This window comes from Bacteroidales bacterium, from assembly GCA_031275285.1.
In the GTDB taxonomy this organism is placed as follows: Bacteria; Bacteroidota; Bacteroidia; order Bacteroidales; family UBA4181; genus JAIRLS01.
On the sequence record JAISOY010000022.1, the window covers coordinates 1 to 21,920 of the forward strand.

The 21,920-nt window shown below is 40.2% G+C and carries 17 protein-coding genes, 1 tRNA gene and 1 pseudogene; 13 read left to right on the forward strand and 6 right to left on the reverse strand.

The genetic code is table 11. The annotated features are described in order from the left end of the window. On the reverse strand, window positions 1-2,138 hold a 2,138-nt coding region (locus LBQ60_02110), incomplete at its 3' end, for a DUF6493 family protein (protein MDR2036699.1). Window positions 2,139-2,154: 16 nt separating this feature from the next. Then, a complete protein-coding gene (locus LBQ60_02115; protein MDR2036700.1) occupies window positions 2,155-3,507 on the reverse strand; it encodes an SWIM zinc finger family protein in 1,353 nt (450 codons plus the stop codon). 334 nt (window positions 3,508-3,841) lie between these two features. On the opposite strand from LBQ60_02115, the gene LBQ60_02120 reads away from it, so the two are divergent. The 5 genes and pseudogenes from LBQ60_02120 (at window position 3,842) to tnpA (ending at window position 8,247) form a co-directional block, all read left to right on the forward strand. Then, entirely contained in the window at window positions 3,842-4,294 is a 453-nt protein-coding gene (locus tag LBQ60_02120) for a MarR family winged helix-turn-helix transcriptional regulator (GenBank protein MDR2036701.1), read from the forward strand. Next, complete coding sequence (locus tag LBQ60_02125) at window positions 4,272-5,477, forward strand: MFS transporter (GenBank protein ID MDR2036702.1); 1,206 nt, start codon at window positions 4,272-4,274, stop codon at window positions 5,475-5,477. The genes LBQ60_02120 and LBQ60_02125 overlap by 23 nt, the downstream gene beginning before the upstream one ends. Before the next feature lie 101 nt (window positions 5,478-5,578). Next, window positions 5,579-6,118 (forward strand): nitroreductase family protein, encoded by a 540-nt coding sequence (locus tag LBQ60_02130; protein MDR2036703.1) that lies wholly within the window; start codon window positions 5,579-5,581, stop codon window positions 6,116-6,118. 234 nt (window positions 6,119-6,352) lie between these two features. Further along, entirely contained in the window at window positions 6,353-7,615 is a 1,263-nt protein-coding gene (locus LBQ60_02135; protein ID MDR2036704.1) for an acetylxylan esterase, read from the forward strand. Between the two features lie 169 nt (window positions 7,616-7,784). Next, a pseudogene (gene tnpA, locus LBQ60_02140) lies at window positions 7,785-8,247 on the forward strand (IS200/IS605 family transposase). 243 nt (window positions 8,248-8,490) lie between these two features. On the opposite strand, the gene LBQ60_02145 reads toward tnpA, so the two are convergent. Beyond that, window positions 8,491-9,513 carry an acyltransferase gene (locus LBQ60_02145; GenBank protein ID MDR2036705.1) on the reverse strand — a complete coding sequence of 341 codons (1,023 nt, stop codon included), beginning with the start codon at window positions 9,511-9,513 and terminating at the stop codon, window positions 8,491-8,493. 146 nt (window positions 9,514-9,659) lie between these two features. Further along, on the reverse strand, window positions 9,660-10,502 hold the full coding sequence (locus tag LBQ60_02150; protein MDR2036706.1) for a restriction endonuclease: 843 nt from the start codon (window positions 10,500-10,502) through the stop codon (window positions 9,660-9,662). A gap of 384 nt (window positions 10,503-10,886) precedes the next feature. Between LBQ60_02150 and LBQ60_02155 the strand changes: the two genes are divergently transcribed. The 7 genes from LBQ60_02155 (at window position 10,887) to LBQ60_02185 (ending at window position 17,694) form a co-directional block, all read left to right on the forward strand. Next, window positions 10,887-11,702 (forward strand): cation transporter, encoded by an 816-nt coding sequence (locus LBQ60_02155; protein ID MDR2036707.1) that lies wholly within the window; start codon window positions 10,887-10,889, stop codon window positions 11,700-11,702. A gap of 385 nt (window positions 11,703-12,087) precedes the next feature. Continuing rightward, window positions 12,088-13,278 (forward strand): DUF418 domain-containing protein, encoded by a 1,191-nt coding sequence (locus tag LBQ60_02160; GenBank protein ID MDR2036708.1) that lies wholly within the window; start codon window positions 12,088-12,090, stop codon window positions 13,276-13,278. A 236-nt stretch (window positions 13,279-13,514) separates the two neighbouring features. Then, complete coding sequence (locus LBQ60_02165; protein ID MDR2036709.1) at window positions 13,515-14,291, forward strand: class I SAM-dependent methyltransferase; 777 nt, start codon at window positions 13,515-13,517, stop codon at window positions 14,289-14,291. Window positions 14,292-14,479: 188 nt separating this feature from the next. After that, window positions 14,480-15,241 (forward strand): phospholipase D family protein, encoded by a 762-nt coding sequence (locus LBQ60_02170; protein MDR2036710.1) that lies wholly within the window; start codon window positions 14,480-14,482, stop codon window positions 15,239-15,241. A gap of 45 nt (window positions 15,242-15,286) precedes the next feature. Further along, window positions 15,287-15,925: a class I SAM-dependent methyltransferase gene (locus LBQ60_02175; GenBank protein MDR2036711.1), complete on the forward strand. Its 639-nt coding sequence runs from the start codon at window positions 15,287-15,289 to the stop codon at window positions 15,923-15,925. A 146-nt stretch (window positions 15,926-16,071) separates the two neighbouring features. Beyond that, the gene (locus LBQ60_02180) at window positions 16,072-16,599 is read left to right on the forward strand and encodes a GNAT family N-acetyltransferase (protein ID MDR2036712.1); all 528 of its coding nucleotides are present in this window, start codon (window positions 16,072-16,074) and stop codon (window positions 16,597-16,599) included. A gap of 408 nt (window positions 16,600-17,007) precedes the next feature. Continuing rightward, entirely contained in the window at window positions 17,008-17,694 is a 687-nt protein-coding gene (locus tag LBQ60_02185) for a PorT family protein (GenBank protein MDR2036713.1), read from the forward strand. A 164-nt stretch (window positions 17,695-17,858) separates the two neighbouring features. Here the strand turns inward: LBQ60_02185 and LBQ60_02190 are convergent. Together LBQ60_02190 and LBQ60_02195 are read right to left on the reverse strand one after the other, a co-directional pair. Beyond that, window positions 17,859-17,942: transfer RNA gene (locus LBQ60_02190), tRNA-Leu, on the reverse strand. 104 nt (window positions 17,943-18,046) lie between these two features. Then, window positions 18,047-20,383, reverse strand: a complete 2,337-nt coding sequence (locus LBQ60_02195) for a TonB-dependent receptor (protein MDR2036714.1) — start codon at window positions 20,381-20,383, stop codon at window positions 18,047-18,049. A gap of 180 nt (window positions 20,384-20,563) precedes the next feature. Here LBQ60_02195 and LBQ60_02200 point away from each other — a divergent pair. Next, the coding region (locus tag LBQ60_02200) for a hypothetical protein (GenBank protein MDR2036715.1) at window positions 20,564-21,920 on the forward strand (1,357 nt) is incomplete at its 3' end.

Genomic DNA, 21,920 nt, shown 5'->3' on the forward strand with positions numbered 1-21,920 from the left:
AGCCGTTCGGGAATTTCGCGCCCATACCACGGAACCGTACATGTCAGCCAAAGATCGGGATGTTCGATTTTTTCGGGTAAAGGCTTGTTCCTGTCGAACAGGTATGTGAACAACTCGGGATAAAATGCTTTTTCTTCTTTTCCAATCCCGAATTGTTTCAACGCTTCCTCTGGGTGGTCGAGCGCCAGACGCTGAATAGCCAACTGCATATCGAACATGGCAGGCGTTTCCTGTAATTCCTTGTAGCGGTTGAACCTTTCGAGGAAAACTATCGGGTCGATCCAGCAAGGTTCATGGGTAGGCGTTGAAAGCAACGGCAGGTCCGGTTTATCCTGAACTATTTTCAGGAACATGTTCAGGGTATCTAGATAAGGTGTGAAAGGAACATTCTGATCGTCTTTCAACAGTTTTTTTATCCATTCGTCCATAACAGGTTGCAGTTTCCCGAACCTTTTGGCTACCTGCTTCACCGTCTTGTCTTCCTGATCCAGCTGTTGCAAACGGATTGAGCAATAATAGAGGAAATAGAACGCCGTTATTTCGTCAATGAAGCGTTTTCCGCGCATCCATTTGGTCAGCACTTTTTCGGCACCTTTAATAGCGGGGCTGAATTGCTGTAAAACCTCCCCGTCGATTTCCGGACTGAAACGTATCAACGCCTGCGGGATCAGATCGATGGAATCCAGGCGGAAATCTTCGAAAGCCTGTCCCAGTCGAAAAACAAGTTCCTCCACACTGTCGATTTCAGCCACACGGTTATCATCCCGAACGATCGGTCGCGATATGGCAGGCTCTTCTTCCATTTTGGATGTCGACGGTGGAGTATCTTCTCCAAGAAAATCTTCCAGTATCTCTTTTGCCGACATCAGCAACGTTTCGTTATAAGACGCCAATATGGGTTCCAGCACTTTCTTATCACCGTATCTGGCAATCAGTTTTGCCGTTCTGGTCTGTAGTTCTTCATTTTTATGAATAAAGATAACCGCCAGCTGCTCGCACAACGCATTCCGTTTGTCGGGATAAATTTTAAGCAGGTCGGTAACCGCCGAAAGTGTCGCTTTAACAAGCGTTTTGGTTTCGGATGAGAACAATCCCGTGAGATGTCCGATAAAATGGTCGATCATAAAGCGGGAATCGTCGGCAATGGTGCGGAGCAATTTGAGCATCGCTAGTGAGATCTGCGGAAAAACGGAGGTGAGATTGTTGATCAGTCCTTCCTGATTAGCGATCAACTCGTCCTTAGTCGGTTCCATCGCCTGCAACAACACAGGATACCAGTAAAGCTGTTCTTTTTCAAAATTATTACCGCAGGCATTAACCGCTTCCCTGATGATCCATTGACGGTCGAGTTTCCCTTCATCACTGTAATGCCTAAAGATATAAGAAAGCGGACCTTTATTCTCAAATTCTTTTTGTGCATAATTACCGCTGTCAACATAATAAGCCCCGGACGGATATTGGAACAGGTATTTTATTTCGTCCAGTATTTCGGGATATTTATCTATTTTATCATGAATGTATGTAGCGGCGTCCAAATTTTCAGGTTTACGGAAATGTGACGGAATGGATGATGCAATCTCATTATGGGGAACGGAGTCCAGTAAACCCAATCGCCTCCAGTGTAATATTTCGCTATAGGTTAACTGCAGGTTCCGTTTATTTCTCTGTTCTTTCACATATTCAGCAAACCATTCGGGGATATACCATTCCATCATTTCTTTCAGTTCGCCCGATATCGGAAAAGTGTACCAGTTCCATTCGACATCTTTCATCTGCCCGCGCGAAAAACAGACGTAACGTGCCAGACGGAAAGCACGGGTGATGTTGCGGTCATGTTTCAGGAAACGGGGAATATAACCGCATTGTCTTTCTATTTCATCCATGATCTCCCGGACTCTTCTCTCCCGTCCTTCTTCTGTATGCCAGTCGCCTTTAAAAGGCATTTCATTGTCTATCCGTACAGCCAGGTCACGTTTCTTAATGGCATCGCCAATCAATTCCCTCTCTTCACCAGTTATCTTTCTCAGGAACGGAATGATTTCATTTGACCGTTCCTGATCGGACGCTATATCAAAAAATTCGTTGACTATAGGGGCGTAACCCTTGTATTCTTTTATGTCCGGATGTTTCAAATTCATGGTTTTTATTCACTTATTACTCTATACTACTCATTTTCTTTACCGCTAGTACATGCTTGCAACTTCCGCGTTCACCCTGGTTTTTGCTGCACCATGCACAGGTACAACGAGCAATGTCGTTTTCAATGATAACGGTATGGCTTACGCCTGATCCTTCTACACGGGCTTCAATCCGGTTGCCGTTGTTGGAGACGATATTTACCTTTTTTCCGGCAATCAGCTTTTCGGCACCTTTGATACGGGGATTGAGTCCCATGATCCGTTCGGGTTTATAGGGCAGACGGCGGTAAAAAAAGCGGTTATCGTCCAGATCGAAACCCAGCAACCCCATGGCAGCAAGCCGTCCCGTAAGGTTCTCTACCTTGTTGAAATCGATTTGTTCCTCGATGGCAAACATAGTCGGATTAAATTCCTGGTTGGCATAACTGTATTTGTCCATTGCTGTGATCCAACTTTCAGGGATATCGTCAACCAATGCATCCAATGCTGCACCTTCGCCAGAAAAGCCCCTGTACGTATCGCGCGATAGCGAGAAACTAAACCGAACATTACCGAAATAGAGCTGCCATGTGGTCGATTGCATATTCGGATGAGGAAAGATTTTCAGCCGGTCGGCAAAAGGCAGAAGGGGTTCCAGAAGCCTCAAGCGGTGTAAGCCACCGATACAGATGGCATCTGCTGATCTAACGGGTGTAAACACCGGTTGTCCTCCACGTATGACCAGGTAATAATCGTTTTTTATCTTTGTTTTGGGAATACCCTGGAACAGCCGCATGGCCTGTATCTTGTTGAATGTGTGGCGCTCTTCGGCTTCCGACAGGAATATTTGCACCGTTGTGAGTCCTTTGATCCATTTGGTGGGAAGCGGGACTTTCCGTTCCACGATCTTAGCACCTTCTTTATGTAGTGTAAAATCTTTTTCGCCCACCGAAACCAGCATGTTATCATTGGCTCTCATACCCGAAAGAGCGGAGATCATCGGTTGATTGAAATCGACGTTGGTGGTACCGTTCTCGATAAATTCGCCTTCAAGCCCATCAGGTAAAACATCGACACGGGCATAGACTCCTGCGCAATGTGAAAAGCCCTCGAAACGAAGTTTCCCATTCCCTGCAGTAACGATAGGGTCGCGCAAACGGCTCAACTCAACAGCCGAAAGATAGAAAGTGGATTGCACTACATTCGATAAGGCGATCAGGCAGCGTGCCGCCATATAAGGTTCTTTCAGATTACCCCAGAAGAAACAGGGCGCTTCGGTTTTCTTTTGTATCTCGCTGTATTTGGCAAAGAAAAGCTGGCTATCCTTATCCGCCCGCTGTAATCGGGAAGTGGTACGGTATTGATAGGTAATGGTGTCGGGTATGCTCATTATATGGGTTTTCTTATTTCCTTTATATGTATACGTAAATAATATGTAAGGTTATCCATAAAAAAATGATTTTTTGATCCGGGTCCAAAACTTTCCAGGTCTTTTAATCCTGTTGTTTTTCTCCATGATGATTAATACGAGGGACAATATCAGGATTCATATAAAAGATCCTAATAATTAGCTGGCAGTTACACACTTGAACCATAAATACATTAATTAGATGGCATTGATCTAAAAACAATCAATACTTTGTTGATGAAAAATAAATCCCAAAATATAGTTTACGCGTAAACTATATTTTGTATCTTTGCGTCGATTTTAACAGAATTTATTTATGAATAAAGAAATAGTCGAACGCCCTGATTCACAATTAGGTTTTCTGTTGACACAAGTATCATTCCTGAAACAACGCATCATCCATACGGCATTAAAAGAACTGGATATTACCTATATACAATTTATCATCCTGGCCGGAACGCTGGAATTGAGTGAAGGTGGTAAAATTGCCACCCAACAGGATCTTTCAAGAGAACGCCGGCTCGATAAGGCAATGGTATCGAATGTAGTAAAAACCCTGATCAAAAAAGGAATGATGGTCCGTAATATACATCCGGTCGATAAAAGAGCCTACACCCTTTTGCTGACAGGAACCGGTAAAGAAGCAGCCGTAAAAGGAAAAAAGATAGCATTGGAGGTAGACCAGCGTTTTTTTGCCAATATCAATCAGGAAGAACTTTTTAAAACTTTGGTTATTTTACTGCAAAATGAAGGAGGAAATGATGAGTAATCCGGCAAAGCATCCTGTTTTATGGACAAAAGATTTCATACTTGTATTTGTCTCCAACCTGCTCCTGTTCTTTTCCTTCTATATGCTGATCCCGGTCCTGCCTTTCTATCTGACGGAAAATCTTGGAACTACCAACTCTGTTGCAGGTGTTGTACTTTCGCTTTATACCATTTCGGCGTTATTCATCCGTCCTTTCTCGGGATATATGGTCGATACGTTTGCCCGTAAGCCGTTTTACCTGATTTGTTACGGCCTTTTCTGTATCATATTCGCAGGCTATGTCGTAGGAACGACGCTTACATTGTTTATCGTCCTGCGTATCCTGCACGGTTTTGCTTTTGGGATCAGCACAGTAAGCGGAAGTACCGTAGCTGTGGACCTGATGACTTCCGAACGGCGTGGCGAAGGAATCGGATATTTCGGGATGGCAGCCAATATTGCAATGGCGGTAGGGCCTGTAGCAGGGTTGTGGATACAGAAGAACCATTCTTTCGAAGTATTATTCCTGGCAGCCTTTGCGTCGAGCTTTATCGGCTGGCTCACCATTACCGGGATACGATCGGTAAAGAAAGAACATCCTGTACCCGGAACCAAACCGCCCGTTTCGCTCGACCGCTTTATCCTGACACGTGCCCTGCCGTGTGTGGCGTTACTGTTTCTCGGAGGAATCGGCTATGGTTCGGTACTCAATTATGTCGGATTATACAGCGAAACAGCGCCTTTCAATAGCAATGCCGGTTTCTTTTTCGTGCTGATATCCATAGGCATCGTGTTGGCGCGTATTTTATCTGCAAAAGCCATCAACACGGGAAAGATCGTTGCCATGGTATATGCCGGAAGTACAGCATTGATCTTTTCATTTGCCCTGTTCTCTTTCTGCAATAATGCCGTCATGCTGTATATCATTGCCTTTCTGCTCGGTATCGGCTTTGGATACCTCACTCCCGCATTCCAGACCATGTTTATCAATCTGGCGGAACATAACCAACGCGGAACTGCAAATGCCACCTACTTCACCTTCTGGGATCTGGGAATAGGTCTTGGAACGGCTGTCGGAGGAACGATCATCGAAAAATGCAGTTTTCAATGGCTGTATGCTGTATGTGGAATATTGCTCGTTGCCGGAGTAATTTACTTCGCAATCATATCCGCCTCCTATTTTGAAAGAAAGAAACTCAGATAAACAATTTAATAAACCTGATCATGAACAAATCCGGAAGATCGACCTTTTATATCATAACTATATTATTTATATTGGCATCGTGTAATTTAAAAGAAAACAATATGAACATGGGATCAGAAAAAGTCATTGATGTGATCCATCATCGCACCAGTATCCGCGAATACCGGGACAGGCCTGTAACACGCGAACAACTCGAAATACTTGTAAAAGCTGGGATGGCAGCACCCTCTGCTATGAACAAGCAACCCTGGCGGTTTATTATTGTGGATGATAAGGAGGTATTGCATGCGCTTGGTAAAGATATCCAGACCTCTAAAATGGTACAGCAAGCCCCTGCTGCTATTGTAGTATGCGGTGATATGCAACTGGCCGGAGAAGGCTGGTTACAGCAATATTGGATACAGGATTGCTCGGCCGCCTCGCAGAACATCCTCCTGGCCATTACCGATATGGGCCTCGGAGGGGTTTGGACAAGCGTTTATCCCGCTCCTGACCGTATGGAGAAAGTGAGCGGCATTCTGGATCTTCCCGGGCATATCATCCCATTGAACATTATTCCCGTAGGTTATCCTGACAAGAAATATAGTCCGAGAAACAAATGGGATGCAAATAAAGTGCATTGGAATAAGTTCAATCCATAATATTCCTGAAAATATTTTTTCAATCAGTGAATACAAAAAAACAAGATCGAAATTATATGTGATATGTTTTTTATGCTTATTTTTATCAATTAAGCACTCAGTGTTATTTATTTTTTCTTAAGTCACATTGATCAAATGGATTACATTCATAAAACATATCATTAATTGTTTTATATTACTTACTTGAAAAAATTTTAAAAAAATAAGATGCAAACAATCTCTAAATTAACGGATATGAGAACATTTCTTTCATTTTTTGTCTGGCTATTTATCCTCCATCCAGTATCAGCACAATTTGTTCCTAATTTAGACGAGTCAAAAGTCGTCAGTTATACACTTCCGGAAGTACTTCAACTGAACAATGGTAAAAAGATAAAATCGACATCGGTCTGGGAAAAAAAGCGAAGGCCTGAATTATTAGAGATCTTTTCTTCGCAAATGTATGGAAGAACCCCCCAACAGAAATTAAATGCCGAGCATAAGGTATTGGCTGAAGAAGACAACGAACTGGGAGGAACGGCACGTAGCAGGCAGATACTGTTTACTTTCTCCAATGGTGGAAAAAGCCACACCATGCAGATGCTGATCTATTATCCTAAGAATACCCTGGAAAAAGTCCCCGTATTTCTGGTTTTTGGATACGGAAATGAATCTATTACCGAGAATGAAAATGTCATCCCTTCACCAGCGACACAGAAAAGGTTAGAACAAAACATGGGAGGATTACGCCGTGGAAGGGCCAAAAGCCGCTGGCCCCTATCGGAAATCATCTCCCAGGGATTTGCGATAGCGACGGTCAACATCAGCGACCTGTATGCCGACCGTAAAGGAATGGAAGCACAGGAACAGAGCATCATGACCATCTTCGATGATTATGAGACGACTAAGGATAACCCGGATTTTTGGCGGGCATTAGGCGTATGGGCGTGGGGCATGAGTCGCGCAGTGGATTATTTTGAAACAGATGATCGTATCGACGTAAAAAAAATCGCCGTCATGGGGCACTCACGTATTGGAAAAGCTTCGTTGTGGGCAGGAGCGCAGGATCCACGCTTTGCCATTGTTTTTGCCAATAATTCCGGATGTGGCGGAGATAAACTGGCCCGACGCAATTACGGCGAAAGTATAGGACGTATTACATCCGTATTTCCCTACTGGTTCTGTGAAAATTATAAATCATATGACGGTAGGGAGAATGAAATGCCCTGGGACCAACATCTGCTGGTGGCCCTCATGGCTCCGCGTCCTGTCTATATCGGCAGTGCGGAAGAAGATACCTGGGCAGACCCTAAAGGCCAATTCCTGGGCGGATCAAATGCAGGACCTGCTTATGAATTATATGGAAAAAAAGGATTGGGCACAGATGTCATGCCTCCCCTTCATAGTCCTATCATGAATGATGTAGGCTATCATATCCGAGCAGGCAAACATGATGTGACTGATTATGACTGGCAATGTTTCCTGACATTTGCCAAAAAGCATTTTCAGATGAAATAGTTTTGATGAACCGTATCTATATGGATATTGTTGTTTGTTTTTTTTTAATATTGAAGCAATGTCCTTGAAAACAGATATGCCCATAAACCATCCCGATAGAGATAAAAGCCCGGTAGAATTGTAGTTCATTGTTAAACGGCATGCCGTAGGCATGCAACTAAAATAAAATATGTCCAACACCTATACACAAATTCATATCCATGTTATTTTTGCTGTACAAAACAGATTATCTTTGATTGACAAACATTGGGAAGCCAGACTGCATCAATATCTGGTTGGCATCATACAAAATCATGGACATAAAGTATTATATTGGAGGTATGCCTGATCATATTCATATACTTTTTGGTTTCCGGCCATCACAATCTCTTCCGGAATTAATGCAAATTGTTAAACGTGACTCTTCCGGATGGATCAATCAGAATAATCTGGTTAAAGGACATTTCTCCTGGCAACAGGGATATGGAGCGTTTTCATATAGCAAATCCCATTTGAAGCAGGTTATTCAGTATATAGAAAGACAGAAAGAACATCACCAAAAACAGACATTCGTTAATGAATACAGGAAAGTGTTACAGGATTTTGGCATCGGATACGATGAAAAATACATCTTTAAAATGCCTGATGAATGACGTTACATCCTTATGGGATTTCTATGATCTTACGGTAGACATTTTAATGCGGTCCGGGACAGGAAACATTCATAGAAATAAATATATTCGAATGAAGCAATAGACATGAACTGTCTCAAAAATATTTTAAAGACCTACACCTATCCGGTATTAATTTCAAATATTGGATTTTCCGGAAGATAAACCGACTTTTTAGATGACCTCATGAGGGAGTTTCCCTTATTCTACACAGTATTTACAAGGTCAGAAACCGAGTATCTTCATCAATGGTTTCCAGTTTAGCTTTTCAGCGATTTTACATACGATCACCGGGCCATAGATACCCAACAAAATACTTAACGGTATAAACCCGAGCAACAGAAGACTAAAATCATCTGTCTGGTACTTCTTATAAACAACCAATAAGCCTCTTTGAAAAAATTCACCCAGTATATATATCTGATAATAATACTTTCTGAAACTTGAAAATAAGTTCGGCGTTGTTTTTTCACACAACTTGGCAAAAAATATGGAGAGCGTGATCCCTGCAATGGAATATGGAAATAACAGGTACTTTATTGTTTCATAATTGTCACAACGTATGAAATTTATCCCTATAATGAGTAATATTGATAGGATGACCACATCTATACGTTTCACATATTGGTGAAGTTCAAACCGGGAAAACAGCAACCCGAAGTAAAAAAACACAAAATACTTGAATATTTTTGATAAACCCAGAAAACCGACCTCTTCAGGAAAGAAATAATGAAGTAATACCAGAAGTGCGAACGTCAATACTGCAGTATAGGTTTTACGAAGAGTAAATTTTAAAATAGGATAACACAGGAAGAATATAAAGATCACATGTAAAAACCATAACGAAGACCATGGGTTATTATCGGGATAAATAAACATATTTATGATCCCCGTAAATGAGACATCAACAGGGTTTTCAATGTTCATGAATAATTCTGCGACCAGCTTTACGGCAAAGACAGAAAGGGTAATAAAAATATAGGGTATCAATATCCGGGGAAACCGTTCTTTAACAATAGAACTGAAATCTCCGTTCTTCCGTATTTTGGTATAGTAAAGAAGAAAACCCGAAATAAAGAAAAACAGGGGCATCCTGAAAATAAAGAAATCGTTGAAGATTTCAAATGGTTTTTCTAACGGTCCAAAATATGAAGTAGGAGAATGAACGACCACTACTAATAATACCACCCAGCCCCGCAAAATAGCCAGCCAATCGATTTGTCTTTTTGTACTTACCGGATCATTCATTCGATTTATATATAAGATGAATACTTACGAAAACGGCTGCAAATATATATAGATTGTTTTGTCATCCAATAGGTAGCATTTTTTCCCAATCATTTTATCGATCATTTCTTTTGTCAGGATATTTGAGATCCTTCACCAGGAATAAATTACCCGTTACACAGATCAATGACTTCCTGCATCACCCGTTTACTCTTTCTCTTGTCCAATCCGGGGATATGATGCAGTTCTTCGGGCTGACTCTTTAACTGGCGGCACAATACAATACCTCTCTCCAAAAGCTGGTGTTTCTCGGATTTCGTCAGTTCGGTCAATACTGTGATAGGAAAGAAGTTATATTTTTCAATATTTTCTTTTAAGCTGTTCCCTTTCGGAAAATCCCAACTCATCAGGTTAAGGCCGGAACAAATCCCGAATTTCTCGGCATCGACGGTAAACCTGGTATTGGTAACTACCCATCCGTGGAAAACATAACCATGGAATTGCGGTAACAATTCCCGCTTATTGATGATATCATTTACCCGTGAACGGATGTACATCGGTACCTGGACATTCGCATATTTGCCTCCGCTGTTGTAATACTTGCATTCAACAAATCCCTGTTCTTTGTCTCCGGTAAAAAGCACATCCACTTCATGGTTGACACACATACCTTCCACGGTCTGCCCTACTTTCACCTCATATCCCCAATGCTTGAACACTTGTCCCACAAGATGTTCAAAAGGGTGTCCTGTAGGCCCCATCTCCATGATTGCCTTCTTTAAGCTATAACGGGCGGCAACCACACGTTTTTTCCGCCGGAGCAATGAAAAGGCCCTAGCATATATTTTCCGGGTAGTCACCCCGTCTTCCAGCCATGACTCAATATCGCGGACAATTTCATCGATGATCTGATCATCAGCTCCCGACCGCCTTAAAGACATCCTAAGTTTTCTGACCGAAAAAGCTTCTTCCTCTCCCGAGGCCTTTACCACCATATATGATCTACTCATCCTACGCTAAGTTTCAATAATTTATCTTCACTAACCCAAAACCCATTCAATAACCCTGTTTTCGAAAATACTGATATGGAACAGCAAACGCTAAAGTACCTATTGATAATAGTTTAAGATCTAATCCTATACCGTAATTCCGAAATACAAATCTATAAAAATACCAATTACACACAAAATATATTCAGCGATGTTGCCACAGCAGCCATCCGGATCCCGACCGATATACATTTCCCTCCTATGTGACCGGTTCAATACAAATTTTATAACTTTACGATTCGGTTTTTATTAATGATGTGAAACCGGTAGCAGCGATGTAAAAAACAAACACCGGATTAATTAAAACATGCCGGTTGAACTTAAAATATTGATATTAAAAATCATATGATGATTAAGTATGATCAACCATATAAATCTATCTTCCATATTCCCAAAATGGATTGTCCATGTGAAGAAAACCTCATAAGGATGAAGCTCGATGGGGATAATTCTGTCAAACATCTGAACTTCGACCTCGCAACAAGAACGCTCACAATTACTCATACAGGAAAGGTAGATAGCATCGCTGAGAAACTGGCATCTTTAAATCTTGGTTCCAGACACCGGGAAACAACAAATGCAGAAGAACTTATCCCTGTGGATGATCACACGAGACAAAGAAGGGTACTCCTGATAGTTCTTGCTATTAATTTTGCTTTCTTTCTCGTAGAAATGTCCACGGGTATAATATCCGGATCGATGGGGCTTGTTGCCGACAGTCTCGATATGCTTGCGGATGCTCTTGTTTATGGGATGAGCCTCATGGCTGTAGGCGCAGTCCTGAGCCGTAAAAAGAAAGTCGCTTTATTTAGCGGCATATTACAGATAATGCTTGCTGTAATTGGTCTAATGGAAGTAATAAGACGGTTTATTGGTATTGAAGTAATGCCGGAATTTCGTACAATGATAGGTATTTCTTTATTAGCACTAGTTGCGAACTCAATCTGCCTATGGTTGCTTCAGAGAACAAAAAGTAAAGAGGCACATATTCAGGCGAGTGTCATATTTTCAGCCAATGATGTGATCATAAATATAGGAGTTATTACAGCAGGTTTGTTTGTATGGTATTTCAACAGCAATATCCCGGACCTTATTATTGGTATTATTGTTTTCCTGATCGTTATAAGGGGAGCAATCCGTATATTAAAACTGGCAAAATAATTTGGACTTATAAAAAATGCAAAGACATCATCCACCGGATAAAGTACTTATAATCCATAGTTCATTATTCATAGTTCACTTTTATAAGTCGAAAAGTCTGAATGTTTATAAAGTTTGAAAGTCATAAAGTTTAGATATCCCACACATTAGTTTTTAACTTTATAACTTTATGAACTTTTTTGCTTTTCATTTTTTAATTCATCACTCGCTGACACTCACGAGACCAGCTATCGCCTATGTTCACCATTTTTAATTTTTAATTATTCATTTTTAATTATTTTGTTCATCATTTATTAAATCGTTTTTTTTAGGAAAGATAAAAGGTTTATCATAAGTTTGCAGCCCAAATAAAAAAAAATATTAACTTTTTTGAATTCTAAAAAACATGCACTCATCATCTACTATGCCAACCAATAATCATCGTATAGAAATAGCAGATGTATTACGTGGTTTTGCGGTAATGGGAATTACCCTTATCCATTTTATCGAACGGTTCAGCCTCAATAGCTTCCCGGAAGAAACCTGCAATTTCTTGGTATTTACGGATAGGGTGATCTGGGACAGTGTGTTTTTTACCATCTCCGGTAAAGCCTATTGCATTTTCGCGTTGCTCTTCGGATTCAGTTTTTTTATTCAGGACAACGCACAAAAAGAAAAAGGGAAAGATTTTCGCGGACGGTTTGCCTGGCGTCTGGTATTATTAATGGTTTTCGCCTGCATCAATTCGACTTTATTTCCCGGTGAAATACTGGTACTCTATGTATTGGTAGGTTATGTGCTGATCGCGGTCTGTCGTCTTTCCTCCCGCACAGTAGCGGTGATAGCTGTGATTCTTTTACTGCAACCTATTGAATGGGGACAACTCATTTATGCACTCATCAACCCCGAATACACGATGAATGCCGAGTTCGATGCTCCATACTGGGAGATTGTCAATACGGCCCAGAAAGAAGGTTCCTTTCTTGAAATGTGTAAAACAGCCATATGGACAGGTAATATTGCTAATATGGGCTGGATGTTATTACATGGAAGGGTTACCCAAACTGCCGGACTGTTTATGATAGGCATGCTGATAGGGCGTAGCAGGGTGTTCCCCTATTCGGAAAAAAACATAAAATTGTGGATCAATGTATTCATCATCGCTGTCATCGCCTTTTTCCCGGTGTATGGTTTGATGGCGATACTTCCCGACTTTATCAACCGGGAAGCGCTACTTGTTCCTTCCACCCTTATACTTAAATCACTTTCAAATATTGCATTTACAGGAATATTGTTTGCAGGGGTAATCATTGTTTATTATCAGACAAAGTTCAGACGTGTTCTTCATCAATTAGCGCCTTATGGACGCATGAGCCTGACAAACTACCTGTCACAGTCATTATTAGGTGCATTCCTGTTTTACAACTGGGGACTGGGACTATACCGGCATACCGGGATTACAGTATGTTTTCTGATAGGCATAGGCGTATTCCTTGTGCAATTATTTTTTTGCCGATGGTGGCTTCGTTCACATCGTCATGGTCCGTTAGAATGGTTATGGAAAAAGGCAACCTGGATCAAAACTGGAAAAGAATAATTTTATCTTGCATAGAAAATTGGGCTATAGTTCCAAGAGTTTTTACGCAAATATCTATTGCATACCAGATATTTAGCATTTTTGGAAGCGGGTTGGAAACCGGATATATAAAAGGTACACTATCTCCTATTTTCGGATAGATTGATATACCTTTGTTATGCCAATAATCTGGTTAAGGCGGGATTATTACAGACAATAGAAGTAGAAGAATGAGTGTTAAACAAACATTACAATAAATGAAATCATTGGAAGAAAGCGTTGCAGCAGCAATGGACGCACAACAGGATACGGCGATTGTTCCATTTTTGCCGTATATTTTTCAGGATTGGTGGGAACTAGGAACTCCTTCTGAAATAGTGCTGAAAATTATTCAAAATCATTATACAACTTATTCAAACCTCCAGGTTTTGGACCTGGGGTGCGGCAAAGGCGCTGTTTCGATAAAATTAGCAGACGCATTAAAATGTAAATGCTATGGCATAGACGCCATCCCTGAATTTATTGCGGCAGCGAAAGAAAAAGCAAAAGAATATGGCGTGGACACGTTATGCCGGTTTGAAGTCGGTGACGTTCGTAAGAAAATAGAAGAATTGGATACATTCGATATTTTTATTTTTGGCGCTACCGGCCCTATTTTCGACGACTATTACACAGCGCTGACAGCACTCTCGAAACACCTGACCGACGAAGGAATAATCGTTATTGAAGAAGCATACATTGACGATCTGAGCACATTCCAACACCCGCCATTAGTAACCCGTAAGCAGTTATTAGAGCAATTCGGACAGGCAGGAATGGAATTGATCGATGAAACCGTGGGTAAACACAGCGAATTTGCAGACAGTGTTAAAGATATGGAAAACATAGTGAAAAGATGCAATGAACTGAAAGTAAAATATCCCGAAAGATCTTCTCTTTTTGAGAACTATATACAAAACCAGGCCTCCGAGTATGATGTATTGGAAAACAAAGTAGGTGGTTCGATCATGATTTTGAAAAAAGTAAAAATATAATAAACGGCAGACATACGGATCAGCAGCAGGTAACATGCGGTTTAACCTTGTTGAGCTCGCAAGCTCGATTGGTGTGAGGTGGTTATTTTTTGACCAGAAAGTGTTCATACGGACTTTATCCTATCCAAAAGCCAATTTGCCGACCCTTAGCAGTAATATACAAACGACCAGTAAAAAAAAGAAAATTAATGTTTTATAACGGAGCGAATTGCGATATTTATATAGGAAAAGGTGCTGGGAAAAAATTGTTGAATGATATTCAAAATGCCAGAAAATCTATAAAAATTGTTTCGCCGTATCTTTCACCTTTTTTAATTTCCGAATTGATAAGTTTGCATCAACGAAATATAGAAGTTGAGTTGATCACAACAGATAATATCGAAGACTTTTCCGGAAGTTATGAAAAAAATATCCATAAACTTATCATACAAAATAGAGAAACCGACCAAAAAGCTGTTGAAAAACGTAAAAAATGGAAAAGCATTGTTAATATTCTGACTTTTATTGATATTGTAATTTTGGTACTTTTAATTGGAGTCGCATATTTTATGAAAGACATGAAAGTTGCCTGGGGGCTTATTCCTTTTATTATCATATTTCTCGTTATCAGGTTGTATAAAAATAAAATAAAGAATAAACGGATTTATTCATATTGGTATTCGCAACTATTTCCCTTTAAAGTGTACATGTCGCCTAACACAACAAATTTAAGCGACACGTTTATTCACGGAAAAATATATCTGATTGACGACCAGATTGTATATTTAGGTTCACTGAATTTTACAGCAAGTGGAACCAGGCACAACTATGAAACCCGAATAAGAACGACAGATACAAATGCAATTAAAGAAATCAAAGAAGAACTTTACCATTTAATGAACCATTCTGATTTACCCGAAAGAGATATTCAGTTTTGGGGTAAACAACTATATCAGGAACCTATAAACTAAAAATATTACTATTAGCATGTGCTGAACATTCATTAAAAAACGGACATGAACACATTCGAAATTTCAGTAAAAAGATTTGATGAATTCGCATCGGAATATGCAGAAAAATTCATGAATATAGATTTATACCGTGTACACCTGGATAGATTTTGTGATTTGACGGAAAACAAGCAACCAAAGATTTTAGAATTAGGTTGTGGGCCCGGAAATGTTACCGGATATTTAAAACAAAGGTTTCAGAATTCTGAAATTATAGCAATAGATCTGGCTCCCCAAATGATCGATCTGGCAAAAAATGCTGTAAATGGGGTTGATTTCAGAGTAATGGATGTAAGGGAGATAAAAAATTTAAACATTCGGTTTGATCTGATCATGTGTTCCTTTTGCCTGCCTTTTCTTTCAAAAGAAGACGCATTTCAACTGATTGCTGATTGCTCAGAAAGATTAGAACAAAAAGGATTGCTCTATCTTAGCACAATGGAAGGAAATGAATCCAAAGCTGGATTTGAACCAACCTGTTTTTCAGGAGATTCAGAAGTTTATTTTAATTACCATGAACAACAATGCCTGGAAAAGGCATTATTGGAGAATGGATTTACAATTGAATACAATATTCGTCAAAGTTTTCTGGAACCAAATGATGATATTACCATTGATCTGATGATGATTGCGAAGAAAAAATAATGAACAAGTAAATAATATATAGTGGATAAGGAACAGTTTATGACCCTGTTGCTATTGGACGATAAACAGGAAAGCATGATCCGCAAATATTCAGGAAAAGAGATTAGGTCAGAAACCAAATAATAATCGAAGTTTTAGAAAAATTTATGAACCTTAAACGCATCACAAACAGTAACAATAAAGACGCACAAAGTCTTATATCCCTTCATAGCGAGACTTTCCCTGAATATGAAAGGTTTCAGGAAACACCATTGTTGGCAAATCTGATCGATAATGCACCATCCATGCAGTTCAACGGCATCTACGACGATGAAAAATTGGTCGGATTCTTCATTTATTGGAATCTGGATGATTCATATTATATCCATTTTATAGCTGTTTTTCCGGAAATGCGAAATCGAAAAATAGGACAAAAGGTATTGGATTGGGTTTCAGTGAATCTACATTTTCCTGTATTTCTGGAATCTGAAATACCTTATGATGAAATCACTACCCGCAGGCTCAACTTCTATAAAAGGAATGGTTTTAAGGAACTGGCTAGTGACCCAGCGATTCTTGCCGATGTGCGTAGAGGCGGTCATGAATTATGGCTTATGGGAACGCAGGAAGTGGATGATCTAACCCCTTACCTGATCAAGATAAGAGATAAGGTTTATTACGCAACAGGAGAATAGTTGATCTTCCCTGATTTTCTTTATAACTTCTAAAGCTGCCTTAATGTCGAGAATACATTTTCACCCACAACAAACGACTATCCGTATTTACCATGATATGCCGGTTTATACCTTTTACCAGGGTAACATACGACACTGGCTATTTGTCTATCAAAACTCATCAAAACATTGAAATTAAATCTCAAATCGTGTCTACATTAACGTCTGTCAGGAATTATGTTTATTATTGTGTTCTACTGATTGTCTGTTAAGTCCATTGTATAAGTTTTCATGATTTATATGATTGTCAATCATAAAGATACGAAAATAAACCCAATTAAACAACTGATAATCAGTAGTGTTTTTTATTTAATTCTTATTTTTAAACAGCTTCTAAGTAATATGCAAAATAATTTAATAAGGAAATTTATGAATTCGTTGAAGTTAATTTTTGGAACATTGTTTCTATTTTTCTGCCTAAGTATATCTGCGCAGAATTCGCCTTTTCGCTTTGGTGTAAATGCTGGTATTAACACCTCCAATGCAATGATTGGAACTGTTGAAACAAATGGCACTTCATTTAGACTTGGCTATCAAATCGGTGTTACGGTTGATTATGCTATTTCTCAGGAGTTCTATTTGCTATCTGGATTGTCTTTTATCTCTAAGGGTTCTAAAATAGAAGACCTTGTTTACATGTCTTATGATGGAGGAACTCCAGACTTCACACATAAATTTGAACAACAATACCTGCAATTACCTTTATATGGGGCATACAAACTAAGTCTGTCCAAAGATTTTAATTTAATGTTTGGTGCGGGTCCTTATTTTGCTTATGGAATAGGAGGGAAAACTAATGAGACATTAAATGGCGGAAGTGTTTGGGGAGATGGGACATCTGAACGTGAGTATAAAACCTTTGGAAAAAATGACGAATATTCATATTATGATAGACTTAAACGATTTGATTTTGGATTAGGCGCTTTGGTCAATCTTGAATACAAGAAGATTAATTTCAATATTAGCTATGAACAAGGCATTACCAATATAGCCAAGAATGATAGCTATAAATACAGAAATTATAGTTTGGCTTTTTCTGTTGGGTACAAATTCTAAATAAAATGATGACTAGTCCTAAATAAGCGTTACAGTTTTATAGGCCCAAAATACATGATTTCCCAGAAGGTGTCCCAAAAGGATGCCTTCTTCTCTTTGTCCCTATCTTGTCCCTTCTAAAAACTATAAAGCCTAACAATCATTCGATTATCAGGCTTTAAAAGTACCCAGGGCCGGGATCGAACCGGCACGAGTGTAACCTCACTGGTGTTTGAGACCAGCGCGTCTACCAATTCCGCCACCTGGGCGAGGTGTCATTTGCGGGTGCAAAGATATATGATTCTTGATTCCGACCAAATTTTCAATTGAAATATTTTTGAATAATCTTACCGGAATAATAACAAAAGCACGATTAAAATGTAAAGTTCCAGGTAATTGAGGGAACAAAAGAGAATAAGTAAACCATTTCCGCATAAGTCACATCGGGGTTATCCTCCTCCTGCCGGAAAGTAATGGTCCACGGGTTATGGCGTCCGTAAGCGTTGTACAATGAAAAATTCAATTCACTTTTAAGGCGTCGTCCCGGTTTGGGTTTGAACGACCAGGTGGCAGACAGGTCGAGCCGGTGGTAATCAGGATATCGATATTCATTACGGCCCGAATAAACAGGCACATAACGTCCGTCGATCTCATAACGCCCTACCGGATAAGTTACCGGGGTACCGCTGGCATATACCCAGTTAGCCGATACCACCCAACGGGGAGATAACTCATAATTCAATACAATGGAGACATTGACAGGCTTATCATAAGGCGAACGATACCATTTTCCCTTATTGACCTCATCCACCTTCCGGGAAGCTGTGGCATAAGTATAACTCACCCATCCGTTCAGTTTTCCTTCGTTTTTACGGATCATCAATTCTAATCCATAGGCTTCACCCTTTCCGAAACGGATCTCCTGTTCCAGATCAGAATTGCCCATCAAATCCGCATGATCCTTGAAATCAACGACATTACGCATGTCTTTATAGTACAATTCGACGGATGTCTCAAACTGGTTGTCGAAAAAGTTCCTGAAATATCCCAGGGCATACTGGTCGCATATCTGGGGCTTGACATTCGGCGTGGAAGGAAACCATACATCCAGCGGTGAACCTGCGGAAGAGTTGGAAGCAAGCTGTATGAACTGGGCGGTCCGGGAATAACTGCCTTTCACCGAGTTCTTATCATTGAACGCATAGACAAATCCGATCCTGGGTTCCCACTGCCCTGTGGTATGGAATATCTTACCTTTGGCATAGGTCACCGAATCGCTGACCTGGTAATTATCCAACAAATAGAACTGTTCCCCGTTACCGATGTTCTGGAAAAGAGTATAACGGACACCATATTTTACCGTCAGCTTCTTACCGATCTTACTTTCATTGGAAAGAAAAAACGCATGTTCCAGAGCATATTTCATGGGGTCGTGAAACTGTGTGATAATAGACAGGTCTCCTATCCCACCCCCCTTACCCGGGGAAAACATATGGTACAAAAGATGATAACCGAATTTCATGTTATTATTGGGATTCAAATGCCAGGTGAAATCCGCTTTAAATCCGAAATCTTTCATGTTCGATTTCCAATCCATGGCTATCTGTTCACTCAGTTCGGCTTTCAGGTAATAATCGTAAAAACTTCCGACCAGGGTATAATTAGAAAATAACTTGGGAGAAAAAATATGGTTCCACCGTAAAGTCACTGTTTGATTGCCGAAATTCATCCCGGCAACTTTATTCCTGAATTTATCCCTTCCCATATAAGCAGCCAGGAATAAACGGTTGTTCTCATTGATACGATAATTCAGTTTACCGTTCATATCATAGAAATAAAGGGTAGATTTCCGTAGATCCTTATCATTGGCAAAGATCAGAAACATGTCCGCATAGGTCCGCCGGCCCGAAAGCAGGTAACTCGCCTTTTCCGTAAATAAAGGACCTTCAAGGGTGACACGGCTGGAAATGGTTCCGATCCCCCCTGTAGCGGAAAATTTCCGGTTGTTTCCGTCCTTGGTGCGTACATCGAGTAATGAGGACAAACGGCCACCGAAGCTGGCGGGTATATCGCCCTTATATAACTTCACGTCCTTGATCGCATCATTATTAAATACGGAAAAGAATCCCATCAGGTGGGACGCGTTGTACACGGTCGCTTCATCCAATATGATCAGGTTCTGATCGTGTCCCCCGCCCCGGACGCTGAATCCGGAAGATCCTTCAGAGGTAGACTGCACGCCCGGCAATAACTGGATCGCCTTAATGATGTCTACTTCCCCCATCAAAGCAGGAATCCGTTTTAATGTTTTCATCGGGATACGTTCAACGCTCATTTCCGTGCGGGATACATTGGCGTTTCTCCCCTCCGCAGATATCACCACTTCCTGTATCTCATCCACTTTAGGCACCAGCCGGACGTTGATCCTTGTATCATTTACCAGTTCAATGGTTTGTTGGAAATTCTGATAACCTACAAAAGAAAATACCAACCGGTAGTTTCCCGAAGGGATACTTACAGAGTAAAATCCATATTCATTCGCAGAAGACCCGGACTTTAATTCTTCTATATATACCGTAGCTCCGATCAGGTCTTCTCCTGTAACATCATCTACAATATTCCCACTGATAGAAAAACGCTTTTCCTGAGCTAAAACGGATAAACCAACCAGAATCAATGAAAAAATAATGAGTAAATACCGGCTCAACATTAGCTATGTTTAAGAAAGAAAAACACCATCAATAAATATGCCGATAATTAATGTAACTCTGGTATTATTTTTACGTATTAATGATGTATGTGTGATAAGATATTTAATTTCAATATACTTACGTCTTAGACAAATTTATATATGTTATGTTACATTATTTAAACATTAAATACATTTGATATGAATCATTTATTTACAAAAACATTTCTATCCATCATTTTCATATCTGTACTATTTACCTCATGTACCGATAATGACTACGATACAGATGACCTCAACAAGGATGCTGTATGGAGTCCGGGAGGGGTAAGTTTGCCGATCGGTAATCTGAAGAGCATTACTTTGTTGGATGAATTGAACGGATTAATCAACGATCCGTCCGATCCGATCAAAATTGCCGCTGACGGTAGTTTATACCTCAGCTATTCCGGCGACCTTTCATTCAATGTTCCGGAAGTAGAACCGCTGGAAGATGCCGAAGAGCCTATTGCACAGGTAAGCGTGAGTACTTTCGGGTTGGTAACCAATCATCCGTACTCTGATCAGGAAATAGAAATCGCTCCTCATACGAGTTCATCCATCAATTACGAATTTGCAGATCCTGTATATTCGGGTGATGACTGGGAAATTGATGTGGACTCTATCGGACTCGATAATTGTCCGTTGACTGCAGAACTGGAACTATACGGGATCACATTCAATGACCGGGGAACCCCTACATATCTTGAAATAGTGGTCACCATTCCGGCTGCATTTACTTTACCAGATAATACCAACAGGGTAGTCACTAAAAACGTGAATATGTCGGATTTCGTGAATGGAAAATATAACCTTCAGCTGGCGGATATCATTGGATATAAGTACCGGAATGAAATTGAATTGAATTATGGTGTCAAAATACATACCGGAAGCAATACATCCGTTACGACTACAAGCAATAGCTTCACCTTTGACATGAATTTTGTTTCCTGCAACATCAATATGACAGTCATAAAGGGTAAAATAAAAATCGACCAGAATATCGAAGGAAGCAACACCAAAATATCATCTTTCGGTAAAACTTTCGCCAATGATATACTGATTGTAGACAATCCCTCCCTCAGAATAGACGTAACCACCAATTTTGGATTTGACTTTGACCTGACCATGGACCAGTTAACGGCAAAAAAAGATGGAGAGGCGCCGGTGATCATCAATAACACTGTCCCCATGAGTTTTACCAAACCGGCTAACTTCCCGGACATAAAAACCACCTCCTATCTCTATGCTGTCAAAAATGACGGATCTGTCAACAATAACTTCTTTATTCCGATGAATATCGGCTCGCTGATCGATACGAAACCCAACGAGATCTCTTACAACATTGTAGGGAATACCGAAGAGGAAAATGCCTATATTGTGCCTCACAACATGATATTAGACGCGAAATATGACGTCATTGTTCCTTTTGGTTTCAAACAGATGTCTTTAAATATCGACAAGACACTTGAAAACATCTTTGACGAAGATGTTGTCGACCGGTTTTTTAAAGAAGGAA

Bases quoted from the DNA above. Each gene is read 5' to 3' on its own strand.
- LBQ60_02115 (MDR2036700.1), bottom strand. From the start codon at position 3,507: ATGAGCATACCCGACACCATTACCTATCAATACCGTACCACTTCCCGA.
- LBQ60_02120 (MDR2036701.1), top strand. From the start codon at position 3,842: ATGAATAAAGAAATAGTCGAACGCCCTGATTCACAATTAGGTTTTCTG.
- LBQ60_02125 (MDR2036702.1), top strand. From the start codon at position 4,272: ATGAAGGAGGAAATGATGAGTAATCCGGCAAAGCATCCTGTTTTATGG.
- LBQ60_02130 (MDR2036703.1), top strand. From the start codon at position 5,579: ATGAACATGGGATCAGAAAAAGTCATTGATGTGATCCATCATCGCACC.
- LBQ60_02135 (MDR2036704.1), top strand. From the start codon at position 6,353: ATGAGAACATTTCTTTCATTTTTTGTCTGGCTATTTATCCTCCATCCA.
- LBQ60_02145 (MDR2036705.1), bottom strand. From the start codon at position 9,513: ATGAATGATCCGGTAAGTACAAAAAGACAAATCGATTGGCTGGCTATT.
- LBQ60_02150 (MDR2036706.1), bottom strand. From the start codon at position 10,502: ATGAGTAGATCATATATGGTGGTAAAGGCCTCGGGAGAGGAAGAAGCT.
- LBQ60_02155 (MDR2036707.1), top strand. From the start codon at position 10,887: ATGATGATTAAGTATGATCAACCATATAAATCTATCTTCCATATTCCC.
- LBQ60_02160 (MDR2036708.1), top strand. From the start codon at position 12,088: ATGCACTCATCATCTACTATGCCAACCAATAATCATCGTATAGAAATA.
- LBQ60_02165 (MDR2036709.1), top strand. From the start codon at position 13,515: ATGAAATCATTGGAAGAAAGCGTTGCAGCAGCAATGGACGCACAACAG.
- LBQ60_02170 (MDR2036710.1), top strand. From the start codon at position 14,480: ATGTTTTATAACGGAGCGAATTGCGATATTTATATAGGAAAAGGTGCT.
- LBQ60_02175 (MDR2036711.1), top strand. From the start codon at position 15,287: ATGAACACATTCGAAATTTCAGTAAAAAGATTTGATGAATTCGCATCG.
- LBQ60_02180 (MDR2036712.1), top strand. From the start codon at position 16,072: ATGAACCTTAAACGCATCACAAACAGTAACAATAAAGACGCACAAAGT.
- LBQ60_02185 (MDR2036713.1), top strand. From the start codon at position 17,008: ATGAATTCGTTGAAGTTAATTTTTGGAACATTGTTTCTATTTTTCTGC.
- LBQ60_02195 (MDR2036714.1), bottom strand. From the start codon at position 20,383: ATGTTGAGCCGGTATTTACTCATTATTTTTTCATTGATTCTGGTTGGT.